The sequence below is a fragment of the Nocardioides sp. JS614 genome, assembly GCF_000015265.1.
Lineage (GTDB): Bacteria > Actinomycetota > Actinomycetes > Propionibacteriales > Nocardioidaceae > Nocardioides.
In genome coordinates this window covers 1666295-1683423 of the sequence record NC_008699.1, presented here as the reverse complement: position 1 = coordinate 1683423, position 17129 = coordinate 1666295, and the positions used below count along the sequence as shown (strand labels likewise).

Sequence of the window (17129 nt, the reverse complement as noted above, 5' to 3'; positions counted from 1 at the left end):
ACAGCGCTTGTGGAAGGAGAGCCGCCCGCGCCTCTGCCAGCTACCGAGCAGCATTGGGGCCTGACCTCGGCGGGGGTCGGTGATGGATCGACTCATTCAGCAGATCGCGGCCGTCGTTCGCCGCGGTGGGTGCAACGGGCGCGACGGGAGGCGGTTGCAGCTGATGCCTGGTGGTCGCGAGCAGATCGGTCTGGACCGGCAAGTGGATCGGGACGTATCGCTCTCGGCCAGGGCTCACAAGATGGCCAGTGCCGTCTACGATCCGAGGCGCCTTAACGCTGACGAAGTAGAGCCGCTCGGCGACACCCTGCTCGATGATGGCCGCCACGCGGGCGTCGGTCCTTGTGAACAGCTTGTCGAGGTCGCGCAACGGCTCCGGCGTCGAGATCTCATCGACGTGAACCCGCCGCAGTCGGCTGACAGCGTTGGCGGCCTCTGCCGCGGCGAGTCCCCCGTGGCCGATCAAACCGCCGACGTCTCGGGTCTCGTCGATTAGCCGCTTGTAGGTCTGCTCCCGCTCGAGCCACTTCTCGATCAGTTCGGGCGCGACGTTTGGCGCGCGCCGGGCTGCCTCGTGGGAGACAATCCGCTGGCCGTCCATGACCCGTCGCAGGTTGAGCGCGGTTGGGAACTTCGACAGGTGAACGAGCATGTTGTGCTCGGCCTGGAGCACGCCGCCGATCCCGGGCAGAGGTCCGCCGTCGATGGTGGCGGATGGCGGGCGCCAGCCCTTGTGGTCGACCGAGTAGTCCGGCTCGACGTCACGGGCGAAGGTGGCGCAGGCCTGGGCAACTCGGTCGAGGCGTGCGCGCTCCCGGATGGGGATCCAGCCGGGGATGTTTTCGTACCGCTTGTCGAGCACGACCAGGCCTCGCGTCACCTCAGCCGCGTCCTTGAGGACGGTCATGCGCTCGGCGTAGGAAAGCCGGCCCTGGTCCATGAGGCCGGGGAAGTCGTGCTCGCCGAAGACCGCGGCTCGAGCGACCTGTCGCCAGCTCTCGACCATCGCGAAGTCCTGCGGCTTGGACAGATCGTCGAGCGATGGCATGCCAGCGTTCGACATGTTGATGCTGCGCGTCAGCCGGAACCGCAGTTCCTCCGCCGGCCCGCGCGACGACGTATCTTGGAGACCCGGTCGCGGGTCCGCCGCCACGACTGCGTGAAGGCACCACGCCAGCGCCGCGTACCGGTAACGCTGGATCAGCTGACCGAGATCCTCGCGCTGCTCAGGTGTCGTCGTCACCGGAATCGACTGAGAGCCAGGCCCACCAAGCCGCTGCTGGATCCGGTGCTGCCGCAGGAGGGTCGTGAGCTCCTCTCGAAGCTGCCGGCCGTTCGTCCCGTACATCACGGACGGTCCAGGGCCCGGGCGTCCTCGAGCCTGGCGAGGATCAGCTCGACTTGGAGGCCGTCGACGCCGTGGTCGACGAGCTCCTCGATCGCCGCCTCGGCGACCGTGTAGAGGACGTCGCTCTTGTCGGTGAGGACCTCGGTGGTGGGCGGCACCTCGCCGCCGTGGATGGTGTCGAGCTCGAGGAGGACGTGCTCGTACTCCACGGACGCGTCGAACGTGCGGGCGTTGTCGGCGAGGGCCGCGACGTACGAGCGGGCCTCGGCGAGCGTGACTGCGTGAGCGAGCTGCATCAGTTCTTCCCTTCCGGTACGTCGGCGACCGAGCGGCTGCCGTCGGTGCCACGGTCGCGCCGGCCGTACTCGGGATGGGCCGGCGCGACCGGGTCTGTGGAGAAACCGGCCTTGGCCGCGACCTGGGCACCCTCGGCCGCGGCCAGGTAACGGCGACCGAGGTGGCGGCGCAGTCCAGCCAGCTCGAACGCCTCGTTGCGGGACAGGCCCTGCTCGACGACTCGCAGCAGTGCCCGGCCGATCTCGACCTCGATGGCTGCGGCCGCCTCGTGGGTGGTGGCGAGCGCCTTGATCCGGCGCCGGGCAAGGCGGGCGCTCTCGGCGACTCGCGCCCGCCGTACCGAACCGAGCGGACTACGTTCATGTGCCTTCGCGATCAGCCGGTCAATCTGTGCACGCGACTCCCGCCTTCGTGCCCGCAGCGCCTTCGCGGTTTCGGTTCCCATGCGCCCTTCAAGCGCGAGAGCCACAGCGAGCGGACACCTGGCGCCACACCCCATGCACGCAGTGAGGACCGCTGCACCGAGGAAGCAGCGAGGAGGTCGAGCGGGGTCGCTTCCGGGGCGTCTCTCCACAGCCCCGGCGCCCACAGCAGCGGGGAGCCCCAACCGGCTCGCAGTCTGCCCCTGACCGCTCAACCAACCGAAGGAGACACGATGAGCGACTCGCAGTTCGTCCGCCTGGACCCCAGCAAGATCAAGATCGGCGCGAACGTCCGCACCGACCTGCACGCCGACGCCAAGGAGTTCGCCCGCTCGATCAAGGAGCGCGGCGTTCTGGAGCCGGTGACGGTGTACGCCGACGAGGACGGCGCGTACGTCGTCCTGCGCGGCCAGCGACGTACCGTCGTCGCCGCCGAGGTCGGCCTGACCGACATCCCGGCGCAGGTCGTGCCGAAGCCCGACGAGGCTGACCGGATCACCGACCAGATGGTCGAGAACCTGCACCGCGCCGCCATGCGCGACAGCGAGATCGTCGGCGGTGTCGAGCAACTCGCGCTCGTCGGCGTGAGCGCCGCGCAGATCGCCAAGCGCGCGGCCCTGCCCCGCAACCGCGTGAACGCGGCGCTGGCGATCGTCGACAAGGAGCAGACCCGCGCTCGTGTCGTCTCCGGTGACCTGACGCTCGACGAGGCTGCCATCTTCGCCGAGTTCGAGCACGACGCCGAGGCGGTCGAGCGACTCGAGCGCGCCATGCAGTTCAGCCGCCCCCTCTCCCACGTGGCCCAGCGACTCCGCGACGAGGCCGCCGAGCGCGCCGCCCTCCTGGCCGAGGTCGACCGGCTCCGGGCCGAGGGCCTCCCCGTGCTCGACCCGGACGAGGTCCGGGACGCCCGCGGGCTTCGGCTGGACGACCACGTCCGAGCCGCCGACGGCGAGGCGATCGCCGAGGACGACTGGCCGACCGTGCCGGGAGCGGCGGTCGTGGTCGTCGCTGAGTGGGAGTACCCCGACAACGAGACCACCGACGGGGACGACGAGTCGGACGACGAGCCGGTGCAGGTGTTCAAGCCGACGTGGATCTGTCGTGATCCGGCGGCGGCTGGACTCGTCCAGCGCTGGAACTACCGGACCGGAACCCACAAGACCGGCGATGGCGAGGCCGACGAGGAGGAAGCCGCCGAAGCGGCCCGCGAGGAACGTCGGCGCGTCATCGCCAACAACAAGGCGTGGGCCAGCGCCGAGGTCGTACGCCGCGACTGGCTGCGGCAGTTCCTCGCCCGCAAGACCGCGCCGCAGGGAGCCGAGGCGCTGATCTGTGAGGCGGTCGTGGGCGGGCAGTTCACCCTCACCAAGGCCATGGACTCAGCCCACCCGATGCTGCGCGAACTGCTCGGCCTCGACACCGCCAGCGTGTACGGCGGAGGTCGTCAGGCAGCCGAGCACCTGGCCGAGCAGGCAGCCACCCCCAAGGCCGCGACGATGACCACCCTCGCCGCCGTCGTAACCGCGTGGGAGTCGAGCACCGGCAAGCACACGTGGCGCAACCCGAGCCGTTGGGATGCCCGCGTCCTCGGAGCCCTCTCCACGTGGGGCTATCAGCCGAGCGAGGTCGAAGGCCTCCTGCTCGCCACCCAACCGACCGACGACCAGCCGGTCGCCGTCTGAGCACGAAGGAGCCAAGACCATGGCACACCAGATCGAGACATACGGCAGCGAGGCCGCTGCCATCTTCGCCCGCACCGACGCGTGGCACCGGCTCGGGACCACCGTCCGAGGCCGCGCGTTCAGCGCCGAGGAAGCGATGACGATCGGGCATCTCGGGGGCTGGCGGGTCCGCAAGGTCCCGCTGACCGCGCACGAGGTCACCACGGACGGAGTGACCGCCATCAGCGCCCCCGGCTACGCGACGGTGCGCGACAACCCGTTCACCGGCCGCGCCGAGGCGCTCGGGGTCGTGGGCGCGGGCTACGAGCCTCTCCAGAACGAGGATCACGCCGAGTTCCTCAACAACCTCGCCGACCAGTCCGGCGCGGTGTTCGACACCGCCGGATCGCTTCGTGGTGGACGGCAGGTCTTCATCACGATGCAGTTGCCGGACACGCTCAGGATCGGCGGCACCGACGCCGTCGACCTGAACATCGCCGCGCTGAACAGCCACGACGGCTCGGGAGCCTTCCGGATCCTCGTGACGCCGGTGCGCGTGGTCTGCGCCAACACCCAAGCAGCCGCGCTGGCGGCTCACGCGTCGAGCTTCTCCATCCGGCACACCCGCAACGCCAAGGCAGCGGTGGCAGCAGCTCGCGACGCCCTCGGGCTGACGTTCGAGTACGTCGAGGCGTTCGAGGTCGAGGCCGAGCGTCTCATCGAGACGACCCTGACCGACGGCCAGTTCGACGACCTCATCGAGGCGACGTTCGGACCGCTCGACCCCGACGCCAGCGAGCGCACGAAGCAGGCCGACGCCGACCGGCACGACGCCCTGTCGTACCTCTTCCACGACGCCGACACGCAGGCCGGCATCCGAGGCACAGCATGGGCCGGCTACCAAGCAGTGGCCGAGTACGTCGACCACTACGCGCCAGTTCGCGCCAAGAGCGACACGGCCAACGCTCGCGCCCGTCGACTCCTGACCTCCGACGAGCCCACCAAGACCAAGCGCCTCGCCTGGTCCGCCCTCACCGCTGCCTGACCCCTCCGCCCTGCTCGACCTCCTTGCCTCACCTTCCAGCGGAAGACCACAGCCACACACCCTTTGCACTGACGTGATCGGCGGGCCTTTTTGCGCCCGTGGGAACTGTCCTTTCGCCCGGCACCGCGCGCTTGAAGGCGTCGTGATGAGTCTGCGGAAGCTGACCGCGGGTGACGGCTACAGCTACCTCACCCGCCAGGTCGCCGCGCACGACACCACCGAGAAGGGCCACACGAGCCTCGCGGACTACTACGACGAGAAGGGCGAGTCGCCCGGCCGGTGGATGGGCTCGGGACTCACGGGACTGGGAATGAACTCCGGCCAGGGGGTCACGGCGCAGCAGATGAAGGCGCTCTACGGGTTGGGCATCCATCCGGACGCGGCGAACATCGAGGAGCGCCTCGCCGAGCAGGGCGCCAGCCGCGCCGAGGTCGAGGCGGCGATCGCCCTCGGCAAACGATTCCCGATCCACGACACGGCTTCGACCTTCAACGTCCGTGTCGCGGAGGCCTTCACGGCGTACAACGCACAACACCGCCAGAAGTGGAATGCCCCGATCCGGCCCGAGGAAAGAGCACGCATCCGGACCCAGATCGGCACGGCGATGTTCGTCGAGGGCCACGGCCGCGAGCCGCAGGACGCCCGCGAGCTGTCCGGGTTCATCGCCAAGGCTTCACGCCAGCCGACCAGCGCGGTCGCCGGGTTTGATCTCACCTTCTCTCCGGTCAAGTCCGTCTCGGCGCTTTGGGCTCTGGCCCCCAAGGAGGTTGCCGCGGACATCCGCGCGGCGCACGACGCTGCCGTTGTCGACACGCTGACGTGGCTGGAGCGCGAGGTCGCGCACACTCGCGTCGGCAGCGGCGGCGTCAGGCAGGTCAAGGTCCGCGGTCTCGTCGCCGCTGCCTTCACGCACCGCGACAGTCGTGCCGGCGACCCCGATCTCCACACGCATGTTGCCGTCAGCAACAAGGTGCAGGCCGAGGACGGACATTGGCTCGCCCTCGACGGTCGCCTGCTGTACGCGGCCAAGGTGACAGCCTCCGAGCACTACAACACCCGCGTCGAGGCCGAGCTGGTCGCGCGGCTGGGAGTCGAGTTCGCGGACCGGGACGACACGGTCGGTGGCAAGGTTCCCGTCCGGGAAATCCGCGGTGTCAGCACCACGCTCACGCGCTGGTGGTCCCGTCGCCGAGTCGCGATCGAGGCCCGTCAGGCCGAGATCGCAGCCGAGTTCCAAGGGCGCTTCGGGCGCCCACCGACCGCCATCGAGGCGAAGAGCCTCGCCGACCAGGCGACTCTGGAGACGCGCGACGCCAAGCACGGCCGCCGCAGCGAGCGCGAGCAGCGGGACGAGTGGCGGGCCGAAGCCGACGACGTCCTGGGCGACCCTGCCGAGGTCGACGAGATGTACTCCCGGGCGGTCGGCCGCCGGAACGGTGGCCGGACGGCGACGCGAGACTGGGTCGAGGACGTCGCCGCGGCGACGATCGCTTTCGTCGAGGAGTCACGAGCGACGTGGAACGTGTGGCATCTCCTCGCCGAAGCCCAGCGCCAGGCACGGCGTGCAGGCATCGCCCGCGATGACGTCGACCGGGCCGTTGACCAGGTCGTTGATGCCGCGATCTCCCGGTCCGTCAGGCTGGGAGTCGACGACCCGATCTCCGAGCCGCCCCCGCTGCAGCGCCCGGATGGCGCGAGCGTGTACGACGTCCACGGCGCGACGCTCTACACGTCGGCCAAGGTTCTGCTCGCCGAGGAGGAGATCCTCAACCTCGCCGGGCGAACCGGAGGACACGCGCTCGCCGACGTACGCGTCGAAGTGGCCATCGCAGGCGCCGCGGCCAACGGATTCGAGCTCAACGACGCCCAGGCGGCGATGGCGCGCGACCTCGCCACGTCCGGCGCCGTCGTCCAGCTCGCCCTCGCTCCCGCTGGGACCGGCAAGACCACCACCATGAGCGTCCTCGCCGACGCGTGGGCAGCGGGCGGCGGCCAGGTGATCGGGCTGGCGCCGTCGGCGCAAGCCGCCCATGAGCTCGGCCAGGCCGTCAGCGGCTACACCGACACCCTCGCCAAGCTGACCTGGACGTTGGCCAACGAGCCGTCCGTTGCTTGGCCCCGCTGGATCCGCGACATCGGGCCGCAGTCGCTGGTCATCGTCGACGAAGCCGGACAGGCGGCCACCACTGAGTTGGCCGCCGCCGTGCGCTTCGTCGCCGAGCGCGGCGGCGCCGTACGACTCATCGGCGACGACCAGCAGCTCGCCGCAGTCGGAGCTGGCGGTGTCCTGCGCGACATCCAGCAGCAGTACGGCGCCTCGACCCTTTCCGAGGTCCGCCGCTTCGACGACCCGGCCGAGGCGGCCGCGACCCTCGCGGTGCGCGAAGGCGACGCGGCCGCACTCGGGTTCTACGCCGACAACGCGAGGATCCACGTGGGCGACCTGAGCGCGGTGGCCGACCAGGCGTACGACAGCTGGGCGTCCGATCGCGCCGCCGGGCTGGACTCGGTACTCCTCGCTCCGACACGCGAACTCGTCTGCCAGCTCAACGCTCGCGCCCGGGCCGACCGGCTCACGGCGACCGCCACTGTTGGTCCGGAAGTCGACCTCGCCGACGGCAACCGAGGCTCTGTCGGCGACGTGATCGTCACGCGGCGCAACAGCCGGCGGCTCGTCGTCTCCCGGAGCAACTGGGTCAAGAACGGCGACCGCTGGCGCATCGAGAAGGTCCTGGGCGACGGCGGCCTCCTCGCCCGACACCTCGAGCTCGGTCGCACTGTCGAGCTCCCGCTCGACTACGTCGCCCAACACGTCCATCTCGGCTACGCGACGACGGTCCACGGCGCGCAGGGCATGACGGCCGACACCGCACACCTCGTCGCGGCGGGCGAGGAGACGAGGCAGACGCTGTACGTCGGCATCTCCCGCGGCCGCCAGGCGAACCACATCTACCTCGACACCGGGTACGACGGGGACCCACACAGCCTCATCGACCCGAAGGCACTCCGTCCACCCACGGCGATCGACATTCTCGCCGAGATCCTTGAACGCGACGGCTCCGACCGCTCCGCCACGACCACGCAGCGCGAGGCATCGGCGTACACGACCCAGTTCCACGACGCCGTCATGCGCTACCACGACGCCCTCGGCTACGCCGCCGAGGACGTGCTCGGCGCCGACTCGCTGGCGAGCACGAACCGGGAGGTCGAGGCGATCTGGCCGGGGCTCACCAGCGAACCGGCGTACCCGACATTGCGTGGGCACCTTGCCCTGCGAACCGTCGACGGAGCAGACCCCGTCGCCACGCTGCTCGACGCCGCCAACGAGCGCGAGCTCGGCACCTCCGACGACCGTGCGGCCGTCCTCGACTGGCGGCTCGGCAAGGCTGCGGCCGGCCCCCTGCCATGGCTCGACGGCGTGCCAGAACGGCTCGCCGACCACGCGACCTGGGGTCCCTACCTCCGCAGTCGCTTCGAACGGATCACGACCCTCGCTGGCGCTGTCCGGGGTGAAGCCGAGGCGTGGACCCCGACAGCAACGCCTCCGTGGGCCTCAGGACTCACCGCAGCCGAGCACTCGGCACTGCGCGGCGACCTCTCGGTCTGGCGCGCAGCGTTCGACGTCCCCGAGGACCACGCCCGTGCCACCGGCCCCGTGCAGCCGGGGGCGTCGACTGCGCCCCACCAGCAGGACCTCGAACGCCGGGTGCGCTCGGTGCTGGGCGTCCACCGCGCCGACGACGAACTTCTCGAACTCATGCCAGAGGAAGTCCGGACGGACGCCGAATTCGGCCGCCTCTCGGAGCGACTCGGGGCACTGCAGGCGGCACACGTCGATGTCGGCCCACTGATGGACCGAGCCCTCAACACGGTCCACCCGCTTCCCGACGAGCGCACGGCCGACGCTCTCTGGTGGCGAATCGTGCGTCATCTCGGCCCTGCCGCCCTGCGCGCGTCGGCCAACCAGGCTCACACGCTCCGACCCAGCTGGACCTCACACCTCAGTGAGCGACTCGGTGAGGCGACCTGTGAGCGAGTCATGGCCGACGCGATGTGGCCGGCCCTGGTCGCGGCCATCCACGCGCGCCCCGCCGAGTGGACTGCCGAGCAACTGATCGATGCCGCGACCTCGGGCCACGGTCCCGACGTACGGCCTGAGGAACTGTGCTCGGCGCTGGTGTGGCGCATCGCCACCATGACGGACGCACCGTTCGCCGAGCCGGAGCCGCCCGAGCCCGACTTCTCTCAGCCGGAGCCGACACCGGTTGCGCCGATCCCGGCAATGAACGAGCCCGGGGCGCCCGCCGAGCGGATCATCGAGCTGAACCACTGGGCGCTCGACCACTACTCAGCCATGTACCCCAAGTCGTGGGCACCCGACTACCTCCGCGACCGCCTTGGAAACGACCTCACGGACGACCCGCGCTACCAGGTCGGGTACGCCCCGCCCGGGCCGACCAGCCTGATCCAGCACCTGGCTACGCGGGGCACCAGCGAGGAAGAACTACTCGACGCCGGACTCGCACGGCGAACAGAGCGCGGGCACCTGGTCGACGCCTTCCGCGACCGGCTGGTCTTCCCGATCTACTCCGGCAGCGATCTCGTGGGCTTCATCGGCCGCCGCAACCCGACCAAGCCGGACGGCGAGTTCTCCGGCCCGAAGTACCTGAACACCCGGAGCACCGCGGTGTTCGCCAAGGGCGAGGCACTCTTCGGCCTGACCGAGGCCACCGCTGACCTGGACGCGGGCTCGACGCCGGTACTCGTCGAGGGCCCCATGGACGCCATCGCCGTGACCCTGGCCTCGGGCGGCGAGTACGTCGGCATCGCGCCGCTCGGCACGGCCTTCACCGAGACCCAGGCCGCCACGCTGAAGCCGCATCTACGTGAGGCGCCGAGCAACATCGTGATCGCAACCGACCCCGACTCGGCTGGATGGCAGTCGGCCCAGCGAGCGTTCTGGCGTCTCGCGGCTCTTCGCGCAGCGCCTCGACATCTCACTCTTCCGGAAGGTGTCGACCCTGCCGATGCTCTGCGCAAGCACGGCAAGGCCGCCCTCCGGACGGGACTCGCCGATTCGCGGGACTTCGCCCTGGTGCTCGTCGATCGCGTACTCGACGATCGCTTGGCGACCCACGACGACGCCTTCGCACGGGTGGACCACTGCCGAGAGGCAGCCCGCACCATCGGAACGCTGGCACCCGACCGCTGGCTGGCGTACGCCCAGCACGCATCGGAACGGCTCGACCTTCCGCTACAGGCGGTCATCGATGAAGTTCTCGAAGCCGGTGCGGAGTGGACAGACGACCCTCGGGCCTGTGCTTCTCGCGAACTTGCTCGACTCGGGGTCTCCGCGGCCGCGCCGAAGGCTACCCATCGCGAACGCGTGATGGAGCCGCCCGCAGCGACGTCCGAGCACTGTCCCATTCACCTCTCGCGTCCCCCAAGTCCCGCCGTCGAGCGGTGAGCCGCATGCCCTCCGTCAGGACCGTTCCTCGGACAAGCGTCGGGGGTGATCGCTAGCGTGAGCGGACACACGGAGGGGATCACCAAATGTTGGGCGCTAACGGGTTGCTGCCGACGGGTCTGGTCAGCGTCTCGGCGGCGCAAGTGCATCAGCATTTCGTGGCGCCGTTCACGTCCTCAACGACGCGTCAGAGGCTCTACGACCAGTGGCTGCTGCACCGTCAAGCGATCGAGACGATCATCCCGATCGAGCGCCAGTGGCTAAACGGCAGCTACGTCACTTCGAAGGTCGATCCGGGCGACATCGACGTGGTGACCTTCATCGACGGCGACGCGCTGAACTCGCTGGCACCTCCCCAACAAGCACTCCTGCAGGATCTGATCGCCGGTCCCTCCACCAGGGACAGATGGGGCATCGACTCGTACTTCGTGCCGACATACGCTGAAGGTCATCCGGACCGTACGGCGGCCCGCAAGGCCGAGGGCTACTGGCGGAGGATGTGGACGAATGTCAAGGGCAGCACCTTGACGAAGGGCTTCCTGGAGGTGGGCGCGTGACCAGTGTCGCCGTGCTCCGCGAGCAAATCGCCGAACTCGAAGCCTTGGCCGTTGAGACCGAAGCCAGTACGTCGTTCGCCACCCGCATGATGATGCGAAGCATCGACCAGATGCGCGACGACCTTGCCGAAGCGGTCGACCTGGCTCTTCGGCCCGAACTGAAGGTCGTGATCGAAGGGGTGCCGGTCAAGGGACACGAGATCCGGGTTGATGCCCTAAGCCGGCTGCTCTATAGCCTCCAGGAGGCGATCTCATCGGTCGCGCAGGCGCTGACAGGAAAGGCGACTGAGCGAGCCTCCCTGCCCGGCGTGATCCGTGACTCGACGTCGCTGCGTTTGGCGGCTGTCTTTCCTGGATCGTTTGGCGCCACGCTGCGCGGACCTGTGGACGCGAAGGTCGAGGCCATGATCGAGGCGGGACAAGACCCGCTCTTTCCCCAAGACGAGACCGAAACACTGCTCGACCAGGCCGTCGACGTCGTGCTCGACGTGATCGACCTGGCCGGAGCAGAGGGAGTCGATGACGGACCGATCATCGAGGCCGTGCTCCCCCTGGGCGGTCGTGCGTTCAAGCATCTGAAGGACCTGTCCGACGCGATCGTGGACCGAGAGATGACGGCGAACCTCGACTGGACCCACCTCGGCCAGGAGACCCGGCGCGCAACCGTCGACAAGCAATCTGCACGCCGCCTGAACGACGTCCTGACCATGAACCGAGTTACGGAGGCCACCGAGACGATTCACGGTCATCTCGGCACTGCCAGTGAGTTCCACGGTGGGCGCTTGGAGATCCAGCGAGACAACGGTGAAGTCATCAGCGCGAAGGTGGCAGACGATCTGGTGCCGCGGCTCGGAGAGTTCTACAGCCAGCGGGTCGCAGCGGATGCGATCGTCACGATCGCACGCTCGACGGCGACTGGTGCCGAGAGGAAGTCGTACGTCGTCACCGGCCTGTCGACGCTGCCGGAGCCGCCACAGCTACCGGAGGCCGAGTAGCCGCGTCTGTCCTTGTACGCGAATGGCGGCGACGGACCTCCTCAGTTCGATCCCTCGTCCTGAAACCGTCGACCCCGCCGGCGGGTGGACTCGCTCGCGTCGCGGTAGATCGCGTTGCGTCCCATGCCCGGGCTCGGCTGGTGACGTCCCGGCGGGCAGCCCGTCTCGCCGATCCGATCGATGACGCGTCCGAGAAACGCCGGTAGCGTGAATCGATGCCACTCTTCGAGCGCCGCTGGGGTCCGCGCGAAGGTGGCCTCCCACCGCAGGCACGCGACCGTCGCGAGTTCGTGGACGACGTGCGGGTGGAGGTCCCAGCAGACAGGGATGACCCGGTCGGTCCGCCACGTGTGCTCCTCGTTGATCCACGCCACGACGGCGTCCAGCCAGGCGTACATGCTCAGACGGATCTCCGGCAGGCAGCTCGGTGGGTCCCACGGGCGCGGCAGGAGCGCGACTCGTCGTGCTTCGTGATCGGTTTCGTCAGTCGCCGCTGCCGCGATCCGCAGTTCATCGAGTACGGCGGCCACCACGCCGGGCGGGGTCGGGAATGGGGCCGCCATGAGGCCCGGCGCCGTCATCGTCGTGCCTCCGCAGCCTGCGTCCGAGCGGCCGCCTGCTCTCTGAGTAGCGCCTTTCCCTGACGACCGTCGATGCACCGGGACAGCTTGGCGACGAACGGTCGTGCGTTCTCGGCGACGACCAGAGCGTGGCGATCGGGAAGTTGCCGGATCTCCTCCGGCCGGAGGACCGGTACATCGTCGCCGTAGAAGCTGCTGCCCCAGCCGCCTCGGTGGAGGTTGTAGCTGCGGCGCGACACCCGCGCCGTGCCGAGCAGCTCGGACACCTCTTTGTAGAACTCGCCGTCTTTGCCGCCGCCGAAGATCACGATGTTGTTCGTCAGGCCGAACATCGCTCGGGCTTCGTCCTCGCCGTAGCAGATGACGAGCTGGCGCCAGGTCTGTGCGGCGTAGACGAACGACAGGCCGAGCGCCCGCTCGTTGGCCATCCGCGTCCGCAGCGTCGGTAGCGGCGTGGTCGAGGGCAGTTCGTCCAGGCAGGCCAGGAACGGCGGGCAAATTCGGCCGTACGGCGACGCCATGGCCATGCCCAGCGCGGTGTCGAGGACGTGCTCGGCGATCGCGGTCATCAGCGGCGAGGCGGACGCGTACGGATCCTCCCGACCGAGCAGGTACACGGTGCCGCCGTCGGCTATCACCTGCTTGAGGTCGGTGGCCGGCCGACTCGAGCTGGGCACGCATCGCCGCCGGATCGACTCCTGGAAGAACAGCGCCATCGCCTGCTGGACGGTCGTGATCGTGTTCCCCGCCGTCCGGTGATCACCGTGAAGGGCGCCCCTCAGCAAGCCATCCCAGAACGGTGCCGAGCCCGGATGCGTGCGGAGGATCTCCTCCGGCTGGGTCGCGTTGTGCGGGTCCGCGATCCACATCAGTACGTCGTCCAGCGACGCTCCCTCGAGCGCGGCGGCGTGGAAGTACGCCTGGAGGACCTTCGCCGCCTCTGCCGCGTAGAACCGTGCCGCCTCGTCTCCTGCGCCGCGGGTCACCGCGCCGCCCACGGTCCCCGCCGTGAACGCCTTCGCCCGGCGCTCAGCTGTCATCGAGTCCGCGCAGCCGTCCACCGGATCCCATACCAACCCGGGCGTCCCTGGCGCGAGGTCGAAGGGGTCGAGAACGTGTACGGCGCCGCGCATCCCGCGCGCGCCGATGGTGAGGTAGAGATCCTCCGGCTTGGTGAGCGTGACCAGCGCGGCACCTGGGGCCGTGAGTAGGGCCGGCGTGAGCAGGTCCAGGGTCTTGCCGGACCCCTGCGGCCCGTACACGCCGACGGTGCGGTCGAAAGGCACCCACACTTCGACGCCAGCGGGGATCTTCGATCGCCCCAGCCGCCAGCCGAGGTCTGTCGCCTCGATGGTCATCGTCGACCTCCGCCGCTCAGATCCGGACGGATCGTCCGGCGCCGCCGCATCAGATGGCCGCGGCCGAGGACGTCGACCACCTCGTGCTTCGCCGCCATGCCGAACTGCGCGTAGGGCCCGACGGTGCGCCACCAGAACGTGAAGCCGACGAGTGCGCTCGCGGCCAGTGCCAACTCAACGAGGACGGCCGCCGCGTAGACCACCGCCACCGGAGGCGTGGCCGAGCGCAACCCTGCACCCAAGCCTCGGCCAGGCTTCCCGCTCAGAAGGCCGAGGAGGCTCTCGCCGAGTCGGGGACCCGGCCAGACGAATCCGTCGCCCTGCAAGAAGAAGGCGACCCCTTGGCCCGCGGGCAGAGCGAGGAACGCCGCGAGGAGCCACACGAGGCCGATCCCGACCGGGATCTCCCAGGTCGTCGGGAAGGCGTCGGTACGTCGGCTCTGAACCCTCACGCTCCTTCAAGCGCATCAAGGCGAGCGAGCGGACAAATGATGCTGTCAGTCCTGGATCAACACAACCGAGCCGAGCTCGTCCACGACCCAGACATCGATTCCGAACCTCCAGCGGATCTCTTCAGGTACACGCAGGGCCGCCTTGCGCGCCGATTCCGGCACCACGATCGCGAAGCGAGTGCCCTCCGGTCGGTCGCCCATTCGTCGCAGCAGCTGCCCGTAGGCCGTGTCTACATCGAGCCCGGGCGCGGCAGTGGTGCCCTTGACCTCCGCGACGATGTGCTCCGCGCCGCGTCGCGCTACCACGTCGGCGTGGTCCGCCTTGTCGATATCAACATCCCAGCCGCGCTCGAGGAGGTAGGGCACGAACGCGGCCTCGACATCAGCTTTCTTCACACGGTCATCCTCGCAGCGTCGCGCTGGCCAGGGAGGTGTTCTGCGCGAGCCACTGACTCGGGTCGACGTTGTCGGGTCCGTAGATGCTGCCGTTGTGCAGGTGCACCTCGAAATGCAGGTGGCAGCCGGTGGCATTCCCACGGGCGCCCACCTCGCCGAGTTGCTGCCCGGCCCTGACCTGCTCGCCCGGGCTCACGTCGAGCTTCTGCATGTGCGCGTACCAGGTGGCGACCGAGTCCGGGCTGGTGACGACCTTGACGAGCCACGTGCCCGCCCACGCCTGGTCGGTTTCGATCTCTACGGTGCCTGCCGTCGCGGCGAGGACGGGTGTCCCGCACGGGACGGAGAAGTCCGTGCCCGTATGCCAAATGCTCCAGTGGCTCCCGCTTCCTCCCCAGTTGTGGCTGTCAGCCCCGATGAACGCCGGAGGCACCGGGTAGACAACGCCACCGGTGCCGGTCGCCGGCTGTGTGCAGGTCGACGAGTTCGTTGGCATCAGCGACGCGGCCTGCGGCCACAGCTGTTCGGTGAGGCGAGTCGCGAGAGGAACCCACTGCTCGTACAAGCCCCGGTACTCCTTGGCCGGCCGCTGGACGTCGGCGGCGACGTCCGTGACGCGCCGCGTCTCCCAGTCGGGGACGAGCACGAGGTGCTCCAGGAACGTCGTCGTGGCGTGCGGAACGTTCATCACCTGGTCCGGCGTGCCCCACCCCTGCGACGGGCGCTGCTGGAACGCGCCGAGCGAGTCGCGGTCGCCGTAGTCCAGGTTCCGGATGCCGGACTCCTGCCTCGCGGTGGCCAGGGCGATCACAGCGGCATGCGGCTTGTCGGCAGTCGCGGGAAAGGCGCGCACGGCGGCCACGATCTGCCGAGCGACCTGCATCTGCTCATCGTCGAGATCGGGATCTTCAGCGACGACACCGGCAATCGACGGCCCGCACGCCGAGGCGGACGATGACGCCGCCTGGCCGCCGACCACGAGCAGGAAGATGATCGGGACCGCGATCGGAACCGCCAGCATCCCGACGGCGTACGTCGCCTTCCCGGCCACGGCTCAGGCCACCGCTTCGTTGGTGAACGTCAGCCGCCGTTCGATCGGCGAGAGGACCGTCGCGACCTTGAACCGACGGTCTCCGACCATCCACAGCGCGCGGCCCTTGTCCTGCATCGCCCACCCGGTGACGAGGTCCTGCTGCATCCGTGTCAGCCCGAGCAAGTGGCCGAGCTCGTTGGCGACCTCCTCGTCCTGCCCAAGCAGGATGCGCACGTCGGCAAGGTGCAGCAGGTCCTTGGCGATCTGTGCCGCCTGCGAACCGGAGTCGCCGGCAGAGAGCGGGTCGGACGGCTTGTGGTAGGTCACCAGCTGGACGTCGCCGTCATTTCGGGATAGCCGCAAGTTGGAGTCGAGTGTCTTGACCGCCTCGACGCCGAGGCGGGTCTGCATCCATGCCTCGTCACGCAGCACGATCCGGCGGTCACCGGGCTCGGCCATCTCGCGGATCCCCTGGCCCCAGGAGTTGAGGCACATCAGGGCGATGCCGACGGCGGCCTCGTTGCCGGCTGAGTGGAGCGTGTTGAGCGACAGCGTCTGGATCGGGGCGCGCCAGTTCGGCTGGAACGTCGAGGGTGCGTCGAAGAGCCCCTCTAGTTCGCCCTGGCACAACGAGCCCAGGGCGTCACGCAACGCCCGGCTGCTGTCGAAGAAGCCCTGCCGAGAGTCGTAGCGGCAAGCTTCCACGAGCGCTTCGCTCGGGTCGTCTAGGGCCTTCCAGACCATCGGGATCGTCACCGGCGCCAACGTCGTCTGGCCAGTCGTCCATCCCGTGAGGTCACGCAGGACGTGCGTGATGATGCGCGCCTCTGTCGGCGTGAACGGCACCTGCTGCGACCCGACGAGTCCGCGGATCAGCGCCAGCCACCGGTTGAAGATGATCGCACCGCGCCGGGCGGTCTCCGCCCGGTCCTGCCGCTCCCAATCGAGTGCGAGCGGCCCCACGTCGAGCGGGTTGATTCGACCGGGCAGGCCGGGCCCGATCCGGTACGGCTCGACGCCGAGTGCCCGCGAGATGTCCTCGTACTCGTCCTTGACGTCGCCGAGGACCAGCGACCGGTAGCCGAAGCGGATCATCCGGAGCATGAACGCCTTGACCAGGGCCGACTTGCCACGACCGGGCTTGCCGAAGATGAAGACGTTCGGGTTGGTCACCGGGATGGAGTCGTCGTTCACCCAGCCCATCGGGTCGCAATAGAAGGACCCGCCGGACAGGACGTCGAACCCCATCGGTGCGCCCGTGGGCGGGAGGCCGCCGCCGGCGATCAGCGGCCACATGACCGGGGTCTGCTCCGACGTCATCTGGTAGCCGGCCAGCGGTGGCAGGGTCGGCGCCCAGCCGTGTCCGGCCTGACGGCGGCCACGGCGGCCGACGACCTTCGGGAACGGCTTGTCGGGCGGCGGCGCGGGCGGCGCCGCCTCCTGCCGCGGCAGGTGCGTGCCGAAGTCGGTCAGCAGGTGGTCGACCGACCGCGACGCCGTACGCCGGGCCATGG

Annotated in this window: 14 protein-coding genes; 5 read left to right on the top strand and 9 right to left on the bottom strand. The window is 69.4% G+C overall.

What is annotated here, in order from left to right; genetic code table 11:
- Positions 1-40: 40 nt before the first annotated feature.
- The 3 genes from NOCA_RS09430 to NOCA_RS09420 are packed head-to-tail and all read right to left on the bottom strand — an operon-like array spanning position 41 to position 2090.
- A complete protein-coding gene (locus tag NOCA_RS09430; protein ID WP_011755046.1) occupies positions 41-1348 on the bottom strand; it encodes a hypothetical protein in 1308 nt (435 codons plus the stop codon).
- Positions 1348-1644, bottom strand: coding sequence for a hypothetical protein (locus NOCA_RS09425; protein WP_011755045.1), 297 nt, complete (start codon positions 1642-1644; stop codon positions 1348-1350). Before NOCA_RS09425 ends, NOCA_RS09430 begins: the two co-directional genes overlap by 1 nt.
- Positions 1644-2090, bottom strand: a complete 447-nt coding sequence (locus tag NOCA_RS09420; protein ID WP_041546432.1) for a hypothetical protein — start codon at positions 2088-2090, stop codon at positions 1644-1646. The genes NOCA_RS09425 and NOCA_RS09420 overlap by 1 nt, the downstream gene beginning before the upstream one ends.
- 210 nt (positions 2091-2300) lie before the next feature.
- Here NOCA_RS09420 and NOCA_RS09415 point away from each other — a divergent pair, with 210 nt between their 5' ends.
- The 5 genes from NOCA_RS09415 to NOCA_RS09395 all read left to right on the top strand — a co-directional run bounded on the left by NOCA_RS09415 (position 2301) and on the right by NOCA_RS09395 (position 11795).
- Entirely contained in the window at positions 2301-3752 is a 1452-nt protein-coding gene (locus tag NOCA_RS09415; RefSeq protein ID WP_011755044.1) for a ParB/RepB/Spo0J family partition protein, read from the top strand.
- Between the two features lie 19 nt (positions 3753-3771).
- Positions 3772-4776 carry a DUF932 domain-containing protein gene (locus NOCA_RS09410; protein ID WP_011755043.1) on the top strand — a complete coding sequence of 335 codons (1005 nt, stop codon included), beginning with the start codon at positions 3772-3774 and terminating at the stop codon, positions 4774-4776.
- A gap of 145 nt (positions 4777-4921) precedes the next feature.
- Positions 4922-10243: a MobF family relaxase gene (gene mobF, locus NOCA_RS09405; protein WP_049774285.1), complete on the top strand. Its 5322-nt coding sequence runs from the start codon at positions 4922-4924 to the stop codon at positions 10241-10243.
- A gap of 86 nt (positions 10244-10329) precedes the next feature.
- Entirely contained in the window at positions 10330-10800 is a 471-nt protein-coding gene (locus tag NOCA_RS09400; protein ID WP_011755041.1) for a DUF6932 family protein, read from the top strand.
- The gene (locus NOCA_RS09395; protein ID WP_011755040.1) at positions 10797-11795 is read left to right on the top strand and encodes a hypothetical protein; all 999 of its coding nucleotides are present in this window, start codon (positions 10797-10799) and stop codon (positions 11793-11795) included. Before NOCA_RS09400 ends, NOCA_RS09395 begins: the two co-directional genes overlap by 4 nt.
- 41 nt (positions 11796-11836) lie before the next feature.
- Here NOCA_RS09395 and NOCA_RS25685 read toward each other — a convergent pair whose 3' ends face one another.
- The 6 genes from NOCA_RS25685 to NOCA_RS09365 form a co-directional block, all read right to left on the bottom strand.
- Positions 11837-12376: a hypothetical protein gene (locus NOCA_RS25685; RefSeq protein WP_011755039.1), complete on the bottom strand. Its 540-nt coding sequence runs from the start codon at positions 12374-12376 to the stop codon at positions 11837-11839.
- On the bottom strand, positions 12373-13662 hold the full coding sequence (locus NOCA_RS09385; RefSeq protein ID WP_238383444.1) for a type IV secretory system conjugative DNA transfer family protein: 1290 nt from the start codon (positions 13660-13662) through the stop codon (positions 12373-12375). The genes NOCA_RS25685 and NOCA_RS09385 overlap by 4 nt, the downstream gene beginning before the upstream one ends.
- A gap of 68 nt (positions 13663-13730) precedes the next feature.
- Positions 13731-14186, bottom strand: a complete 456-nt coding sequence (locus NOCA_RS09380) for a hypothetical protein (RefSeq protein WP_011755037.1) — start codon at positions 14184-14186, stop codon at positions 13731-13733.
- Between the two features lie 45 nt (positions 14187-14231).
- On the bottom strand, positions 14232-14582 hold the full coding sequence (locus NOCA_RS09375; protein ID WP_011755036.1) for a hypothetical protein: 351 nt from the start codon (positions 14580-14582) through the stop codon (positions 14232-14234).
- A 4-nt stretch (positions 14583-14586) separates the two neighbouring features.
- Positions 14587-15633, bottom strand: coding sequence for a M23 family metallopeptidase (locus NOCA_RS09370; RefSeq protein ID WP_011755035.1), 1047 nt, complete (start codon positions 15631-15633; stop codon positions 14587-14589).
- A gap of 3 nt (positions 15634-15636) precedes the next feature.
- Positions 15637-17127, bottom strand: coding sequence for an ATP-binding protein (locus NOCA_RS09365; protein WP_011755034.1), 1491 nt, complete (start codon positions 17125-17127; stop codon positions 15637-15639).
- Positions 17128-17129 lie beyond the last annotated feature (2 nt).

Coding starts and splice junctions, on each gene's coding strand:
- NOCA_RS09430 (WP_011755046.1), bottom strand. CDS start 1,348: ATGTACGGGACGAACGGCCGGCAGCTTCGAGAGGAGCTCACGACCCTC.
- NOCA_RS09425 (WP_011755045.1), bottom strand. CDS start 1,644: ATGCAGCTCGCTCACGCAGTCACGCTCGCCGAGGCCCGCTCGTACGTC.
- NOCA_RS09420 (WP_041546432.1), bottom strand. CDS start 2,090: ATGGGAACCGAAACCGCGAAGGCGCTGCGGGCACGAAGGCGGGAGTCG.
- NOCA_RS09415 (WP_011755044.1), top strand. CDS start 2,301: ATGAGCGACTCGCAGTTCGTCCGCCTGGACCCCAGCAAGATCAAGATC.
- NOCA_RS09410 (WP_011755043.1), top strand. CDS start 3,772: ATGGCACACCAGATCGAGACATACGGCAGCGAGGCCGCTGCCATCTTC.
- mobF (WP_049774285.1), top strand. CDS start 4,922: ATGAGTCTGCGGAAGCTGACCGCGGGTGACGGCTACAGCTACCTCACC.
- NOCA_RS09400 (WP_011755041.1), top strand. CDS start 10,330: ATGTTGGGCGCTAACGGGTTGCTGCCGACGGGTCTGGTCAGCGTCTCG.
- NOCA_RS25685 (WP_011755039.1), bottom strand. CDS start 12,376: ATGACGGCGCCGGGCCTCATGGCGGCCCCATTCCCGACCCCGCCCGGC.
- NOCA_RS09365 (WP_011755034.1), bottom strand. CDS start 17,127: ATGGCCCGGCGTACGGCGTCGCGGTCGGTCGACCACCTGCTGACCGAC.